The 14,645-nt window shown below is 38.6% G+C and carries 15 protein-coding genes; 5 read left to right on the top strand and 10 right to left on the bottom strand.

Features of this window, described 5'->3' with window-relative positions; translation table 11 throughout:
* Positions 1-14 precede the first annotated feature (14 nt).
* The 7 genes from sufC to IEX29_RS18195 form a co-directional block, all read right to left on the bottom strand.
* Positions 15-803, bottom strand: a complete 789-nt coding sequence (sufC, locus tag IEX29_RS18170; protein ID WP_188735937.1) for a Fe-S cluster assembly ATPase SufC — start codon at positions 801-803, stop codon at positions 15-17.
* A 348-nt stretch (positions 804-1,151) separates the two neighbouring features.
* Positions 1,152-1,304: a YuzK family famiily protein gene (locus tag IEX29_RS26805; protein ID WP_175637096.1), complete on the bottom strand. Its 153-nt coding sequence runs from the start codon at positions 1,302-1,304 to the stop codon at positions 1,152-1,154.
* A 1,142-nt stretch (positions 1,305-2,446) separates the two neighbouring features.
* Positions 2,447-2,767, bottom strand: coding sequence for a thioredoxin family protein (locus tag IEX29_RS18175; protein ID WP_188735939.1), 321 nt, complete (start codon positions 2,765-2,767; stop codon positions 2,447-2,449).
* A 110-nt stretch (positions 2,768-2,877) separates the two neighbouring features.
* Positions 2,878-3,237 carry a toprim domain-containing protein gene (locus IEX29_RS18180; protein ID WP_373290695.1) on the bottom strand — a complete coding sequence of 120 codons (360 nt, stop codon included), beginning with the start codon at positions 3,235-3,237 and terminating at the stop codon, positions 2,878-2,880.
* A 184-nt stretch (positions 3,238-3,421) separates the two neighbouring features.
* The gene (gene gcvH, locus IEX29_RS18185) at positions 3,422-3,802 is read right to left on the bottom strand and encodes a glycine cleavage system protein GcvH (protein ID WP_188735943.1); all 381 of its coding nucleotides are present in this window, start codon (positions 3,800-3,802) and stop codon (positions 3,422-3,424) included.
* A 142-nt stretch (positions 3,803-3,944) separates the two neighbouring features.
* On the bottom strand, positions 3,945-4,301 hold the full coding sequence (locus tag IEX29_RS18190) for an arsenate reductase family protein (protein WP_188735945.1): 357 nt from the start codon (positions 4,299-4,301) through the stop codon (positions 3,945-3,947).
* A gap of 17 nt (positions 4,302-4,318) precedes the next feature.
* A complete protein-coding gene (locus IEX29_RS18195; protein WP_188735947.1) occupies positions 4,319-4,795 on the bottom strand; it encodes a DinB family protein in 477 nt (158 codons plus the stop codon).
* Positions 4,796-5,058: 263 nt separating this feature from the next.
* Between IEX29_RS18195 and IEX29_RS18200 the strand changes: the two genes are divergently transcribed.
* Positions 5,059-5,874 carry an ion transporter gene (locus IEX29_RS18200; protein WP_188735949.1) on the top strand — a complete coding sequence of 272 codons (816 nt, stop codon included), beginning with the start codon at positions 5,059-5,061 and terminating at the stop codon, positions 5,872-5,874.
* 42 nt (positions 5,875-5,916) lie between these two features.
* Here IEX29_RS18200 and IEX29_RS18205 read toward each other — a convergent pair whose 3' ends face one another.
* The 3 genes from IEX29_RS18205 to IEX29_RS18215 form a co-directional block, all read right to left on the bottom strand.
* Complete coding sequence (locus IEX29_RS18205) at positions 5,917-7,701, bottom strand: acyl-CoA dehydrogenase FadE (RefSeq protein WP_188735951.1); 1,785 nt, start codon at positions 7,699-7,701, stop codon at positions 5,917-5,919.
* A 43-nt stretch (positions 7,702-7,744) separates the two neighbouring features.
* Positions 7,745-8,920: an acetyl-CoA C-acetyltransferase gene (locus IEX29_RS18210; protein WP_188735952.1), complete on the bottom strand. Its 1,176-nt coding sequence runs from the start codon at positions 8,918-8,920 to the stop codon at positions 7,745-7,747.
* A gap of 90 nt (positions 8,921-9,010) precedes the next feature.
* On the bottom strand, positions 9,011-11,404 hold the full coding sequence (locus tag IEX29_RS18215; RefSeq protein ID WP_188735955.1) for a 3-hydroxyacyl-CoA dehydrogenase NAD-binding domain-containing protein: 2,394 nt from the start codon (positions 11,402-11,404) through the stop codon (positions 9,011-9,013).
* A gap of 441 nt (positions 11,405-11,845) precedes the next feature.
* Here IEX29_RS18215 and IEX29_RS18220 point away from each other — a divergent pair, with 441 nt between their 5' ends.
* The 4 genes from IEX29_RS18220 (at position 11,846) to IEX29_RS18235 (ending at position 14,540) form a co-directional block, all read left to right on the top strand.
* Positions 11,846-12,595 carry a metal ABC transporter ATP-binding protein gene (locus tag IEX29_RS18220; protein WP_188735957.1) on the top strand — a complete coding sequence of 250 codons (750 nt, stop codon included), beginning with the start codon at positions 11,846-11,848 and terminating at the stop codon, positions 12,593-12,595.
* Positions 12,596-12,616: 21 nt separating this feature from the next.
* Positions 12,617-13,441, top strand: coding sequence for a metal ABC transporter permease (locus IEX29_RS18225; RefSeq protein ID WP_077602035.1), 825 nt, complete (start codon positions 12,617-12,619; stop codon positions 13,439-13,441).
* A 14-nt stretch (positions 13,442-13,455) separates the two neighbouring features.
* Positions 13,456-13,869 (top strand): Fur family transcriptional regulator, encoded by a 414-nt coding sequence (locus IEX29_RS18230; RefSeq protein WP_188735959.1) that lies wholly within the window; start codon positions 13,456-13,458, stop codon positions 13,867-13,869.
* Positions 13,870-14,084: 215 nt separating this feature from the next.
* Complete coding sequence (locus tag IEX29_RS18235) at positions 14,085-14,540, top strand: SH3 domain-containing protein (protein WP_188735960.1); 456 nt, start codon at positions 14,085-14,087, stop codon at positions 14,538-14,540.
* Positions 14,541-14,645: the final 105 nt, after the last annotated feature.

The raw sequence follows: 14,645 nt of genomic DNA on the forward strand, positions 1-14,645 counted from the left end.
TACCCCTCCTTACATTACGCGTTTTGTTCTGCAGTTTCTTCGTCTTCAATTCCTAATTCTTCTTTAATCCACTCATAGCCTTCTGCTTCAAGGCGTTTTGCAAGCTCAGGTCCGCCTGATTTCACAACACGGCCCTGCATCATTACGTGAACAAAGTCAGGTGTAATGTAGTTTAATAGACGTTGGTAGTGAGTAATAATTAAGCATCCAAAGTTATCAGAACGCATTTTATTGATTCCTTTTGATACTACTTTCAATGCGTCGATATCAAGTCCTGAATCAATTTCATCAAGAATAGCAATATCTGGTTTTAATTGCATTAATTGCAGAATTTCGTTACGTTTTTTCTCTCCGCCGGAGAAGCCTTCATTCAGGTAACGTGTTGCCATATTCTGATCTATATCAAGATAGTCTAAATCTTTGTCAAGTTCTTTGATAAACTTCATCAATGGAATTTCATCGCCTTCTTCACGTTTTGCATTGATCGCAGAACGAAGGAAGTCAGAAGTTGTTACACCGCTAATTTCACTTGGGTACTGCATTGCTAGAAATAGACCTGCGCGGGCACGTTCATCTACTTCCATCTCTAATACATCTTCCCCGTCAAGTGTGATCGTTCCCTCTGTTACTTCATATTTAGGATGTCCCATGATTGCAGATGCCAATGTGGATTTACCTGTACCGTTTGGTCCCATGATTGCATGGAATTCTCCACCCTTAACCGTTAGGTCTACCCCTTTTAATATCTCTTTGTCTTCAATGGATACATGAAGATTCTTAACTTCTAATACTGAGCCTGACATAAATCATACCTCCAAAACTTTATTTTAAATGAAATGAATAATATATTCATTCTCAATTTATTCTCATTACAATCTTAAAGCATTTCAAATTAATTCGCAACTGTTATTGTCCGTCTGTAAGACGCGTTAAAATATACCGTCAAAGAAGGATTTTAAAAACCTTTTCCAGTCTGCTCGCGAAATTTTCTGCTCCTTTTATTTTTCATTTAAAAAACGGAAAATAAACAGCTCTCTCCCGTAAAAACCCAGCAACATATTTCTGTTGTATTTCATGGGTTTACGGTTGTTTCCAATAGATTGTTTCATATAAAAAAGCTGATGCCCTTTGACACCAACTTTTTATTTTCTTTATTTCAAACGTCTGAGTTCTACTCCTGATGAGATCATTTTCGCGTTTTGATATTCTTTTTCTCTTTGTTCTTCCACTTTTAATTTCTTTTCCAGACTTCTGTCATATTCCTGGTAATTGACACCTCTTGATTGTCCAATAGCTTTTTCCATTTCCGAAGTGTAGCTTAAACCATTCTCAGTGGTAATAATAAATCATCCTTTCGGTTTGTTTAACACAATAAATATGCTAACACAGGTATGATTCCCGCACAAAATCGATTTAAACTTATATTTTCGGATAATTTATGATAATCGTTCCTCACGAATAGTTAAAGTCTTATATCCTTAATATTCTTTTAAAATGCTCGTTATTATGCGCCGATTGGCGTCAAAGCAAGGATATCTTCATAGTTATCGGTAATAAAGCTTACTCAACTTTCGCACTTTAAAAAATAACTTGCTTATCATAGTGATAGGTGTTGATCGTTCCTTCCATCCATTTCTTGACAAAGCATAAACTCTACCGAACAAAGAAGGTAATGTGTGAGGCCACCGCTGCGGCGGACCGTTTTGCTTTCCTAGGGGCACGCTCTTCAGCTAACTTTTGCCAAGAAGAGCACTTGGCAAAAGTGGATCTTCAGATGGTGCTGATCCCTCAGGAGTCAAAACGGTCCGCCTCCGCTTGCAGGGGGTTTTATAATGTTTAATATAACTGAGTAAATAGAAATTAGACCAGTAAAGAACATATTTTTCGTAGTGCTTATAAAATGTCGCGTCACGATTACTTTCTATTCATGAAAGCTCTTCCTTATATTTACTATCCATGCTATCTGCTATGACATCATTTAAATTACCAAATCAACCATTTGAAACGCTAAAATGATCTTTCCATCAAGCAAAAATCGGTTATTTCCAGCTTCATCAGGTTATGATTTCTGTCATTCGCTGTAGAAGCCTAACTAAGCGCAGACCAACCACGAAGACTCCTATGGAAACAGGACGAGCTGAAGATCCACTTGAAAAGCGGTTTCCTTTTCAAGTTAGCTGAAGCCGTCCCCATGGCAGACTAAGATCTCAGGCGTCCTGGGGCTGGGACTGCGATTACTCGTCCCACCGAAGAGCTTTTGCGATTACTCACCCCATCGGAAACATTTGTACGTCGGAAAGCAGAGTGGTTGGTTGCAGGCGCTATACACAATCTTCCTTTCAATAAAAAGATGATTTAATAAAACGCAAACAGGATAATGTAAAATATATTCATCCTGAAATAGAAAGGTATAGATGCTTATCCCCAGGTGCGAAAGTTGAGAAGCTTAGTTATTTAATGCTGCGAACAGCTCTGGTTTATACTTCATTAAATACTGATAAATATTTGCTGTAGATTTAAATGTGTACACCTTCTCCACGACTTCACCGTCTTCTATAAAAGCAAGACATGGGACACTTTCTATTTTGTGCTGCTGCATAAACTCCGGATGCATGGAAGCATTCATTTCTGAAAAAATGTCTTCCTGATGCATTCTTTCCACATTCTCAAGCATTGCCCGAGCTACCGTACACGTCCCGCAAAATGGTGTATAAATATATAATATGAGCCGATGATGATTTACTTCTGCTTCATTAAATTGTTTCAAGTTGATTCCCCTCAATCTTTCTCCTTTTCATAAATATCAGAAGAACTATTAGCATTTGCAGCAATTTCCTTGATAAATAAAATTCATTTTTATTTTAACGCGTAAATGAATTATTTTGCAAGATAATTAAGATCTATTCCAATACGCTTGCCAGCCAGGATACTTGCCAATGTCTTCATTGGCGTAGCTGCAACTTCTCTGAATTCGCTGCTTACATAAATATGCTCTGCATGCGGCAATTCCCTTGCCAGCTGCTTTCGGAGCTTCATTCCCGAGTCATCCTCATCCACAAGAATAAATACATCTGTATCGTCCAAATGATAATATTCCAACAGCTCTTCAAATCTTTCAACGCCTATGGTTCCATTTGTACAAACAATGGTGATGGTATTATCGTCAAGAATTTTTTCAATATGTTTTTTATCAGATAACCCTTCAACGATTATAACTTTACTGTAATCATCTTCCATCATCGTCTTGCACTCCTTATCGCAACTAATATGCTTTTTCTATATTATATGAAAAGAAAAGAGCTAACTATACACGATTGTGGAAAAGTCAGCTCTTTTCACCCCTTTTTTAGAGCCCTTTTGAAAATGTCAGATGAGTTTCTGTCCTTTTCACTTTTTCTAAAATAGGCGTAATGTAATTATATTATTCTTCTATAAATTCCTGGTATGCTTCTGCATCTAATAATTCACTTAAATCATTATCATCCTCAAGCTCAATAACGATCATCCATGCTTTTTCATATGGTGATTCATTGACAAGCTCAGGGCTGTCTTCCAGCTCTTCATTTACTTCTACAACTTTCCCGCTTACAGGAGCATATAGCTCGGAAACGGTTTTAACTGACTCTACACTTCCAAATGGTTCATCAAGCTCTAAAGAATCACCGACTTCCGGTAACTCCACAAAGACAATATCTCCAAGCTCATCTTGTGCGAAGTCTGTAATCCCAATGCGGACTTTTCCATCCTCTTTCTTTACCCATTCATGTTCTTTTGAATATAAATAATCCTCTGGCAAGCTCATTTCGTATCCCTCCAAAATCATCATTATTTCACTTTAATCACATGTTCAAACAGGTCCCAAATTTGAAGCAAAAAGGTCAAGGCGACTTTTTGAACATCTTCTTTAACTATACATTGAAGCGGGTTTAAATTCTAGCCCCACCTTACTTCCAAGCAGATTCATAGACTTCTTCTTTAAAACCGGCAGTTACTTTCTTTCCATCGGTCAGAATCGGTCTTTTTATTAACATACCATCAGAAGCTAAAATCTCCGCCATTTCCTGAGGAGATAAATCATTTATTTTTTCCTTTAAATGAAGCTCACGATACTTCTTACCACTTGTATTAAAAAACTTCTTTGCCGGTAAATCGCTAGTCTCCATCAAAGAGAGTATCTGGCTTTCACTTGGCGTTTCCTCTACAATATGAATTGCTTTATAATCAATTTGATTTTCATCCAGCCATTTTTTCGCATTTCGGCAGGTACCGCACTTGGGGTACCAGTAAAAAGATAATGTCATGTGTATTCCTCCGTTCTTTACTGCTGGTCCTCTTTTGTCGGCCCCATAACTCCAGGCACCTTCAAACCAGCTTGTCTAAGTAAAACTGTCATTTGACCGCGGTGATGAATTTGATGACTGACCAGCATCCGCAAAATACTTCCTTTCGGTGCAGGTCCGCCAAAATCACCGGTTTCATTTACCAAAGCTTCATCTGACAGCTGTTCTTTTGCTTTCTCCACAACACGTTTTGAAATATCCTCATATGCTTCTAAAATTTCACTTGCTTTTACCGGGATTTGATCAGGGTCGTAAGGAGACTCCAGATTAACGCCTACTAAGCTCATGAAGAATACAGGACTGTTCACTAAATGCCAGCCAAGCCAGCCTAGACTATTGTGTCCTTCTTCAATAGATTGATCCAATTTTTCATCTTCTAAAGCTTTTAATACTGCTTTGGTTCCGTCAGCAGACTGTGACCATTCTGTTAAAAAATCGTTTAATTTCCGATACATGTTAATCCCTCCTGTAATATTGTTTCTTTTTTATTAGCGTACCATGAAACTTCAGCTTTAATCCAATATATTGAATCGATTCTGAGAGCGTTATTTTCCCATAAGAAATTACACAGTTCAAAATGACAAAACAATTAAAAATTAGTACAATAAACAACGGGTATGTTTTTACATTGATTAATAGAATCTATTACTTCATCCCCTTTAATTTATGTGAATATTCCTTCAAATTATAATATGTACTAAAGAAAGGACATACGTTAATGACATGGAATGCTTTTCAAAATAGATGTGCTGTCATCGCAGAAAATAAAACATTTACTGATATCATTATTGGTCTTATTTTATTGAATGCTATTATTGTTGGATTAGAAACATACCCGGCAATTAACCAGCGCTATGCTGTGTCTTTGTATTGGATAGATGCTGCCCTCCTCAGTATTTTCACTGTAGAAATTATGACCCGGATTATTGGCAGCTATTCACTTGCAAATTTTTTTAAAAATCCCTGGAATGTATTTGATTTTGTTATTGTAGCAGCCAGCATTCTATTTGTAGGTTCCAATTATGTTATTGTCTTACGTATTTTCAGGATACTCCGGGTGCTTCGTGCCATTTCCATTATTCCATCATTACGAAAAATGGTGAATGCACTTCTGTTAACAATTCCTTCGATGGGAAACATCCTGATCTTACTCACCATTTTCTTTTATATTTATGCTGTTATCGGTACCATGTTGTTTCAATCCATTGCTCCAGATCATTTTGGATCGCTTCACCGGACCTTGTTGACCTTATTTCAGCTTATCACGCTTGATTCCTGGGCAACAGGCGTGATGTACCCTATTTTAGAAGAAACCAGCATAGCTTTACTCTACTTTATTTCGTTTATTCTTATTGGCGCATTTGTCATTATTAATTTATTCGTTGGGGTAATCGTAAATAATGTAGAAGAAGCAAATCGCGAAAATCAGCCCACACCGACTGAATTGAAGCTGGAGGAGATGGATAAAGAGCTTAAAGAGATTAAAGCTTTACTAAAAGAGGATGCTCCAAAAGAAAAAGCAACGAAGGAATGAACCATTAAAAAAAGGCTGGATATCCAGCCTCTTTCTAATGTATCAGACAATATATTTTTCTTCTTCAATAATTTTTGCAGCAATTTCACGTTTCTTTTTAACCGTATTAATCGGTGTATGTCTGGTCAGTTTGCGCAGGGAGGACAGCATGATACGCAATGTATCTCCTTCTTCTGCTGTAATCAGAATTTCCTTTGCCGCTGCTTCCATCCGGTTAAATGCTTCCTGAACATAAACTTCTGTATAAAGTAATTTTTGATGTGCTTTTTCTAATCCAGACTTAGCAATGGCTTTTTCTGTACGAAGAATGGCCGATTCCATATTAAATACTTCTGCCGTCATATCTGCTAATTTAATGAGAATTTCCTGCTCACGGTCTAATTTTTTGCCATATTTCTGCGCTGCTAAACCGGCACCCAGCAGAATCATTTTTTTCGCATTTCTTAATAAATATTTTTCCTGTTCTAAGGCGTCTGTTCCTACTTCCTCCGGCATCATCATCATTAATTCTTCCTGCAGTCCCTGCGCTTTTTCCAGCAGCGGCAGCTCGCCTTTTAATGCTTTTTTCAAGAGTGTTCCCGGTACAATAAGTCTGTTAATTTCATTTGTTCCCTCGAAAATACGGTTAATGCGTGAATCACGATAAATACGCTCCACTTCATACTCCTGCATAAAGCCATATCCGCCATGCAGCTGAACAGCTTCATCCGCTGCATAATCCAGTAATTCTGTAGCCATATATTTTGTCATGGAGCACTCAATTTGATACTCGGCGATTGCCCGGGCGACTTCACGGCCATCCTGCAGCTGTTCATCAGATAACGAGCCCATCCGCTGTTCAAATAACCCCACTGTTCGATAAACGGCACTTTCATTTGCATAGATTTTTGAAGCTATCGTTGCTAATTTTTCCTGTGTCAGGGTGAAGCTGGAAATAGGCGTTTGAAATTGCTTCCGTTCATTCGCATACTTTGCTGCTAATTCCAATGCACGCTTTGATCCTCCGACTCCGCCTACAGCCAATTTATAGCGGCCCACGTTCAGGATATTAAAAGCAATCACATGTCCGCGGCCTTTTTCACCGAGCAGATTTTCTACAGGAACTTCTGCATCCTCTAATACAAGTGTTCTTGTGGAGGAGCTTTTAATTCCCATTTTCTTTTCCTCCGGCCCTGTAGATACCCCAGGGTACTCCCTTTCAACAATAAAAGCACTGAAATGCTCGCCGTCAATTTTAGCGTATACGACAAAGACATCTGCAAAGGCTGAGTTGGTAATCCATTGCTTCTCTCCATTTAATATATAATGTGTTCCTGCATCATTCAGTTTCGCTGTTGCTTTTGCTCCAAGTGCATCTGAGCCGGAGCTTGGCTCTGTTAATGCGTAGGCAGCAATTAACTCCCCAGTAGCTAATTTAGGCAAATATTTTTCCTTTTGTTCTTCATTTCCAAAGAAGACAATCGGCAGTGATCCGATACCAACATGTGCTCCATGAGTTATAGAGAAACCTCCTGCACGGGAAAACTTCTCTGTAATTAAGGAAGAACTGATTTTATCCAGGGCCAGACCGCCATATGCTTCTGGAACATCTGCACCAAGCAGGCCTAATTCTCCTGCTTTTTTAAGCAGCTTAACAGAATGCTCAAATTCATGATTTTCCAGATTATCAATCTTAGGAACAACTTCTCCCAGTACAAAATCCTCTGTTGTTTTCGCGATCATCTTATGTTCATCTGTAAAATCCTCCGGTGTAATGATATCCTCTCCAGTAATATCCTCAACCAGAAAACCGCCGCCTTTAAATAATCTTTCTTTTGTCTCACTCATTATTATTACCCCTTTTCAATTAAATGGATTATGGAAATAACACTTATAAAAGCTCAAATACCCCTGCAGCACCCATGCCGCCGCCGATACACATGGTTACTATTCCGAATTGCTCATTTCTCCGCTTCATCTCATGCATTAAGCTGACTGTCAGCTTTGTACCAGTACAGCCGAGCGGGTGGCCCAACGCAATGGCACCGCCATTTACATTCACCTTATCTGTATCTAAATCTAATGCTCTGATAACCCGCAGTGCCTGTGATGCAAAAGCTTCATTTAATTCAAACAACCCAATATCAGATAACTCTAAACCCGCCATTTTTACTGCCTTAGGAATCGCTTCTACCGGACCGACTCCCATAATTTCCGGTGCTACTCCTGCTACCGCAAAGGAACGGAATTTTAGAATTGGAGTTAATCCTTCTGCCTCTGCCTTTTCTTTATCCATTAATAATACAGAAGCTGCCCCATCACTCATTTGTGAAGCATTCCCGGCAGTAACACTACCTTTTATATGAAAGGCCGGGCGCAGTGAGCTTAAAACCTCTATATTTGTTCCTGAGCGAACTCCCTCATCCATTTCAAAGGAGAAGGATTTTTCTTCAATCTTATTGTTCTTTCCTACAAAACGTTCTTTCACTTCTACAGGAACAATTTCATCCTGAAACAGACCTTTCTCCATTGCAGCAGCAGCGCGCTCATGGCTCTGTACTGCAAAAGCATCCTGATCTGCTCTTGAAATGTCAAAACGATTTGCCACTTCTTCTGCCGTATGTCCCATATTCATATAATATTCTGGCGCATTTGCAACCAGGGTCGGGTTCGGTTTAATAACATGCCCGCCCATTGGAATCATGGACATAGATTCTGCTCCGCCGGCAATAATTGTCTCAGCAGCACCGACCATAATCCGTTCAGCACCATAGGCAATCGTTTGTAATCCTGAAGCACAGTAGCGGTTTACGGTAATTCCCGGTACATCCTGACTTAAGCCAGCCAGACCGGCAATATTTCGTGCCATATTCATTCCCTGCTCTGCTTCCGGCATTGCGCAGCCAATAATCACATCATCTATAGAACCTTGATAATTACCGGCTCTTTTTAAGGTTTCTTTTACAGTTAAAGCTGCCAGATCATCTGGCCTTACATCCCGTAAGGATCCTTTATTTGCTTTTCCTACTGGTGTTCTTGCACCAGCCACAATTACTGCTTCTTTCACGGATATGCCCTCCTTTAAATGCATGCTTCCAATAAGTACGTGTTCAAAAAGCCCGATAAACAGGACTTTTTAAACGCTCTCTTTAAAAGATTAATTTCGTAACGGCTTTCCTTTTACAAGCATGTGCTGCATTCTCTGCTGTGTCAGCGGTTCCGCAATAAGGCTTAAGAATGCTTCTCTTTCTAAATCAAGCATCACCTGTTCATCAATCTCTGTCCCTTCTTTTATCCTTCCGCCAGATAAGACATAGGCTAATCTTTCAGCAATTTTCAAATCATACTCTGAAGCATAGCCGCTATAGTGCAGCGATTTTGCTCCCATAACCATTGCTGCATAGCCCGCTTCCCCAACAACCGGAATTTTTTCCCGTACAGGCTTCTCATATCCTTCATTGAATAAAGATAATACACGTTTTTTCGCATCGTAGAGAACATGGTCCGGATTCCTGCTGATACGGTCATTTTTATTCAGATATCCATTTTCCATAGCTTCTCTAGCAGAGGTGGACACTTTTGCCGTCGCTACTTTTTCAAAAACATCATTTGCTACCTTCGTTAAATCAACATCTACACCTTCAGGGAGATTTCTAAGCTCTTTTAAATAAAGCTCTTTTGTGCCTCCCCCGCCAGGGATAAGGCCGACTCCAAATTCGACCAGCCCCATATAGGTTTCTGGTGAAGCCTGAATCGCTGCAGCCGGCAGAGATACTTCTGCACCGCCGCCTAATGTCATATTAAATGGCGCAGCAACTACCGGTTTGTTGGAATACTTAATATTCATCGCCATATTTTGAAATTGACGGATAACAAGATCTAATTCGAAAATATTATCATCCTGTGCTTCCATCAGCATCATCGCTAAATTGGCACCGACGCAGAAATTTTTGCCCTGGTTTCCGATGACCAGACCTTTATAATTTTTATTTACTTCTTCAATCGATTCATTAACCATCTGGATAATATCCAGTCCGATTGCATTACTTCTTGAATGAAACTCCAGGAGTGCAACACCATCTCCAATATCAATCAGGCTGGCACCTGCATTTTTTTTAATAGTTCCCTTTTGCTCTTTTATTGCTGCCAAGGATATTTCTTTCTTGTTTACTACCTTTTGTTTATATTCGTCTTCATGATAAAAGTAAATATCCCCTTTTTCCTGTTTATAGAAGGTTTCATTTCCTTCTTCCAGCATATCAAGCACCCAGCTTGGCACGGCTGTATCTTCATCCTGGATGCGTTCCACAGCAGCACTTACACCAATCGCATCCCAGATTTCAAATGGTCCTAATTCCCAGCCGAAGCCCCATTTCATCGCATCATCAATGGAAACAATATCATCAGCAATTTCTCCGACTAAATCAGCAGAATATAATAATACCGGCTTGATAATAGACCAAATAAAATCAGAAGCTTTATCTCCTTCTTGGTTTATAAGCGCTTTCATTTTTCTTTTGACACCTTTTTCCTGCTTAGCTAATTCTACGGCTGCTGTTTTTAGTCTCTTTCTTTCCTGATACTCTAAAGTTCCAGGGGTAATTTCTACAATTGTCCGGTCTTTTTTCTTTTCATAAAATCCTTTTCCACTTTTCGCACCAATCCAGCCTTTCTCAATCATCTTCTTTAAAAAGTCCGGAACAGTGAAAATTTCTTTCTCTTTTGAATCAGATACATGATGGTATACATTGTTCGCCACATGATAAAATGTATCGATTCCCACTACATCCAGAGTCCGGAATGTCGCACTTTTCGGTCTGCCGATCAATGGGCCGGTAATTGAATCTATTTCTCCGACACTTAGACCCTGTTTCTCCATTTCCTGGACAGTCACCAAAAGTCCGTAGGTTCCAATCCGGTTTGCAATAAAGTTTGGTGTATCCTTTGCCTCTACAACACCCTTACCTAACACATCTTCTCCAAAGGTCTTCATAAAAGAAAGGACTTCCGTTCTTGTCTTTTCTGTTGGAATAACCTCTAGTAATTTCAAATAACGCGGCGGATTAAAAAAGTGAGTACCTAAAAAATGCTCCTGCATATCCTCTGAGGAATCTGCGATCATTGCTTCAACAGAAATTCCTGATGTATTAGAGCTGGTAATTGTACCTGCTCTGCGATGCGCATCCACCTTTTTGAACAATTCTTTTTTCGCTTCCAGGTTCTCTACAATAACTTCAACAATCCAATCTGCTTCTGATAGCAACGCTAAATCATCCTCCAAATTGGCAACTTGAATCAGCTCTAAGCTTTTTTTAGACGTTATTGGCGACGGCTTTTGTTTTACCAGCTTTTTCTTGCTCTCTTCAACAATCCTGTATCTGACCTTTTTGTCTTCTAATGTAAGTCCCTGCTTCTTTTCTTTGTTTGTCAAGGAATCTGGTACTCTGTCAAACATTGTTACAGATAAACCCGCATTTGCTAAATGAGCGGCAATACCAGAACCCATCACTCCTGAACCTATTACTGCTGCACTTTTAATGGAATATGTCATTTCACAATCCTCCAGACTTTCTTGAATGAATGTTCATTCATTTTTAAGCCAAAAAATAAAGATATTGGCAAATCGAATATCTCACATTACTTATACTATAACGGAATTTTTATTTTTTGGCAATATATTTAACAGGATTTTTGTAAAGGGTTTCAAATGAATTTTCTTTAATCGTCCAAATCGGTAATCGTCACAGGTGGCCAGCAGCCACTGCATTAATACATTAACCCTTGGACTATCAATTATTTATCCTTCGAACTTTATTGATCTTCAGACTGAATACATACTCATAAAAAACGGGTTTCTTCCATATTAATAGACGTTTTATTTTAGACACTTATAAAAATCGTAATCGTTCCTATTTACAAAAAGCACCCCTTGCGATATCATAGATAAAGTACTTTTGATTATAATTTGTTACCGTAAGAATGGAGGAATAAGATGACAACACCTGTTGTGTCCATGTCTAATATTAACTTCCATTATGGATCTCGTAAAGTCTTAGATAATATAAACTTTGAAATTCCCGATGGAGCTTTTATGGGACTGGTTGGTCCAAATGGTGGCGGAAAAACCACCTTAATCCGGCTGATCCTTGGCTTAGAAAAACCGGAAACGGGAGAAATAATGGTTTTTGGGCAGCCTATTCAAAAATTAAAGAATAAAGATCGAATCGGCTTTGTCTCACAAAAAGCAAATTCATTTAATAAAGGGTTTCCTGCAACAGTATATGAAGTAGTTGCTTCCGGGCTCACTGCACAGCTTGGCTATTTCAGATTTTTGTCAAAAAAAGATAAGCAAAAAATTCATGAAGCTATTGCACAGGTTGGTATGACGGAATATACAAAACAAAATATTGGAGACCTGTCTGGTGGCCAGCAGCAGCGAATCTTTATCGCAAGAGCGTTAGTCAGTGATCCTGAGCTGATCATTTTGGATGAACCGACGGTAGGTATTGACTATGAAAATGTGAAAAGATTTTATGAACTGCTTTACAAGCTGAGCACCGAATATAAAAAAACATTATTGCTGGTAACGCACGATACAGGCACCATGACCCAGTATGCGACAGACATTGTTTGTTTAAATAAAACGATGCATTTTCATGGTAACCCTGATGAGTATGCGTCACTAACGGAAGCAGACTTCTCGCAAATTTACGGTCATCCGGTAAGTCTGGTTACGCATTAATTCATAGTTGGAGGATAGACAATGCTTTTGGATTTTTTAACTTACCCCTTTTTAAGATATACTTTTCTTACAGGTATCTTAATTGGTATAATTGCTCCTTTATTAGGAACTTTTATTGTAGTGAGACGGCAATCATTAATAGCTGATGCCCTTTCACACGTCACTTTAGCCGGAATTTCCTTCGGCTTAATGGCTGAAAAAAAGTATGGCTGGGTTATTTCCCCCATATATAGCGGAATGGTCTTTTCTGTGATCGGCTCGATTTTCATTGAAAAGCTGCGTACGGTATATAAAGCCTACCAGGAAATATCAATTCCTATTATTTTATCTGCCGGTGTAGGCCTCAGTGTTATTTTTATCTCTATTGCAGACGGATTTAACACAGATTTATTCAATTATTTGTTTGGGTCAGTATCGGCAGTAACTATAAATGATTTTTATGTCATTTCCGGAGTAGCCGCCTTTGTTCTTGTTATTATCTGGCTCTTCTTTAAAGAATTATTTACCATGTCCTTTGATGAAGAGCAGGCAACCATTGCCGGACTGCATGTAAAATGGATCAATATGCTATTCATTATATTGACGGCATTGGTTATAGCTGCTTCTATCCGCATTGTGGGTGTACTGCTTGTATCAGCTTTAATGACCTTGCCGGTAGCAGCCAGCATGCGTATTGCCAAAGGATTTAAACAAATGATTTTCCTGTCAATCCTTTTTGGTGAAATTGCTGTTATATTTGGGATTATCTCAGGTTATTATTTAGACATTCCACCAGGCGGAACGATTGTGATGACATCGTTATTCATATTATTAGTCGCTATAGGAATTAAAAAAATTAGAAAATAAATGGAGGTTTTTTGATGAATCTTCAAGATGCAATCAATGTATTAAAAGAAAAAGGATATAAAACAACAGGAAAACGTAAGGATATCCTGGAATTCTTTGCTTCCGAGGATGGATACCGGCCTGCAAAGGATTTGATTGTTCATTTGGAAAACAAATATGGTGCAATCAGCTTCGACACAATCTATCGTAATCTGCATTTATACCATGATTTAGGTATATTAGAAAAAACAGATTTAGAAGGTGAAAAGCACTTTCGGTTAAGCTGCAGCCATCACCATCATCATCATTTTATTTGTACGGACTGTGGAAAAACAAAAGAAATTGATATCTGCCCAATGGATACAGCTTCTGCAGAACTGACAAATTATGAAATTGATGACCATAAATTTGAGATTTATGGAAGATGCCCTGCTTGCCTGAACGCTTAGGATTTGTTTCCAACTGAAAATTGACCTTTTCTCAGCAGCACTCGGTTCTAATGAACTCCCGTTTCAAATTCTTAAAGAATTTGAAACGGGAGTTTTAATTAAGTCTCTAAACTTATCTATTTTATATACTGCAAAAAAATTCGGGAATTGTGTTTCTTTATATCGAAAAGTTATGTATACTACCTTTAGAACGTTTAAAATAGGAGCAGAGTAATATGCGTAAAAGTAGCAAATTTCGATTATTTTTATTATTTATTGCAGGAATTATTTTTGTTGTATTTGTATTCATTATGCAAAGGCAATTCAACAACCCTGAATTTGACTATCAAAATGAAGTCGCAGGAGTAAGTCAGTCCGGACAGGATGATGAATCTGAGGATACTGACACAGATGATGAGGAAGCAGATACAGATGATGAATCTGAGGAAGAGGCAGAAAATGCTGATGAAGCTACTGACAATTCCACTGAAGATGGTTTTCAGGTTACAGCAGATTTATTAAATATCCGTACTGGTCCCAATGCGAATAGTGAGGTTGTAGCAACTTTGGTTACGGGGGATATTGTTCAAATTTCCAGCGAGCAGGATGAATTCGGATGGGTTGAAATTACTTATCAGGATGTTACCGGCTATGCAAATGGCGAATACTTAGAACCTGTTGATAAGGAATAAAGTTATTCCCTAAACAAAAAAACGGACTGTTTGCTTATTCATTTATTACAGGAATAAGGAAAACAGTCCATTTTTTGTTAGACAATTATCTTACAGATGGTCTTG

This window comes from Oceanobacillus neutriphilus, assembly GCF_014645515.1.
GTDB lineage: Bacteria > Bacillota > Bacilli > Bacillales > Amphibacillaceae > Oceanobacillus > Oceanobacillus neutriphilus.

Excerpts from the sequence above, each read along its gene's own strand:
- IEX29_RS18205 (WP_188735951.1), bottom strand. The coding sequence starts at position 7,701 with ATGAGTGAGACAAAAGAAAGATTATTTAAAGGCGGCGGTTTTCTGGTT.
- IEX29_RS18180 (WP_373290695.1), bottom strand. The coding sequence starts at position 3,237 with ATGGAAGATGATTACAGTAAAGTTATAATCGTTGAAGGGTTATCTGAT.
- sufC (WP_188735937.1), bottom strand. The coding sequence starts at position 803 with ATGTCAGGCTCAGTATTAGAAGTTAAGAATCTTCATGTATCCATTGAA.
- IEX29_RS18190 (WP_188735945.1), bottom strand. The coding sequence starts at position 4,301 with ATGACATTATCTTTTTACTGGTACCCCAAGTGCGGTACCTGCCGAAAT.
- gcvH (WP_188735943.1), bottom strand. The coding sequence starts at position 3,802 with ATGAGCTTGCCAGAGGATTATTTATATTCAAAAGAACATGAATGGGTA.
- IEX29_RS18225 (WP_077602035.1), top strand. The coding sequence starts at position 12,617 with ATGCTTTTGGATTTTTTAACTTACCCCTTTTTAAGATATACTTTTCTT.
- IEX29_RS18200 (WP_188735949.1), top strand. The coding sequence starts at position 5,059 with ATGACATGGAATGCTTTTCAAAATAGATGTGCTGTCATCGCAGAAAAT.
- IEX29_RS18230 (WP_188735959.1), top strand. The coding sequence starts at position 13,456 with ATGAATCTTCAAGATGCAATCAATGTATTAAAAGAAAAAGGATATAAA.
- IEX29_RS26805 (WP_175637096.1), bottom strand. The coding sequence starts at position 1,304 with ATGGAAAAAGCTATTGGACAATCAAGAGGTGTCAATTACCAGGAATAT.
- IEX29_RS18215 (WP_188735955.1), bottom strand. The coding sequence starts at position 11,404 with ATGACATATTCCATTAAAAGTGCAGCAGTAATAGGTTCAGGAGTGATG.
- IEX29_RS18235 (WP_188735960.1), top strand. The coding sequence starts at position 14,085 with ATGCGTAAAAGTAGCAAATTTCGATTATTTTTATTATTTATTGCAGGA.
- IEX29_RS18195 (WP_188735947.1), bottom strand. The coding sequence starts at position 4,795 with ATGTATCGGAAATTAAACGATTTTTTAACAGAATGGTCACAGTCTGCT.
- IEX29_RS18220 (WP_188735957.1), top strand. The coding sequence starts at position 11,846 with ATGACAACACCTGTTGTGTCCATGTCTAATATTAACTTCCATTATGGA.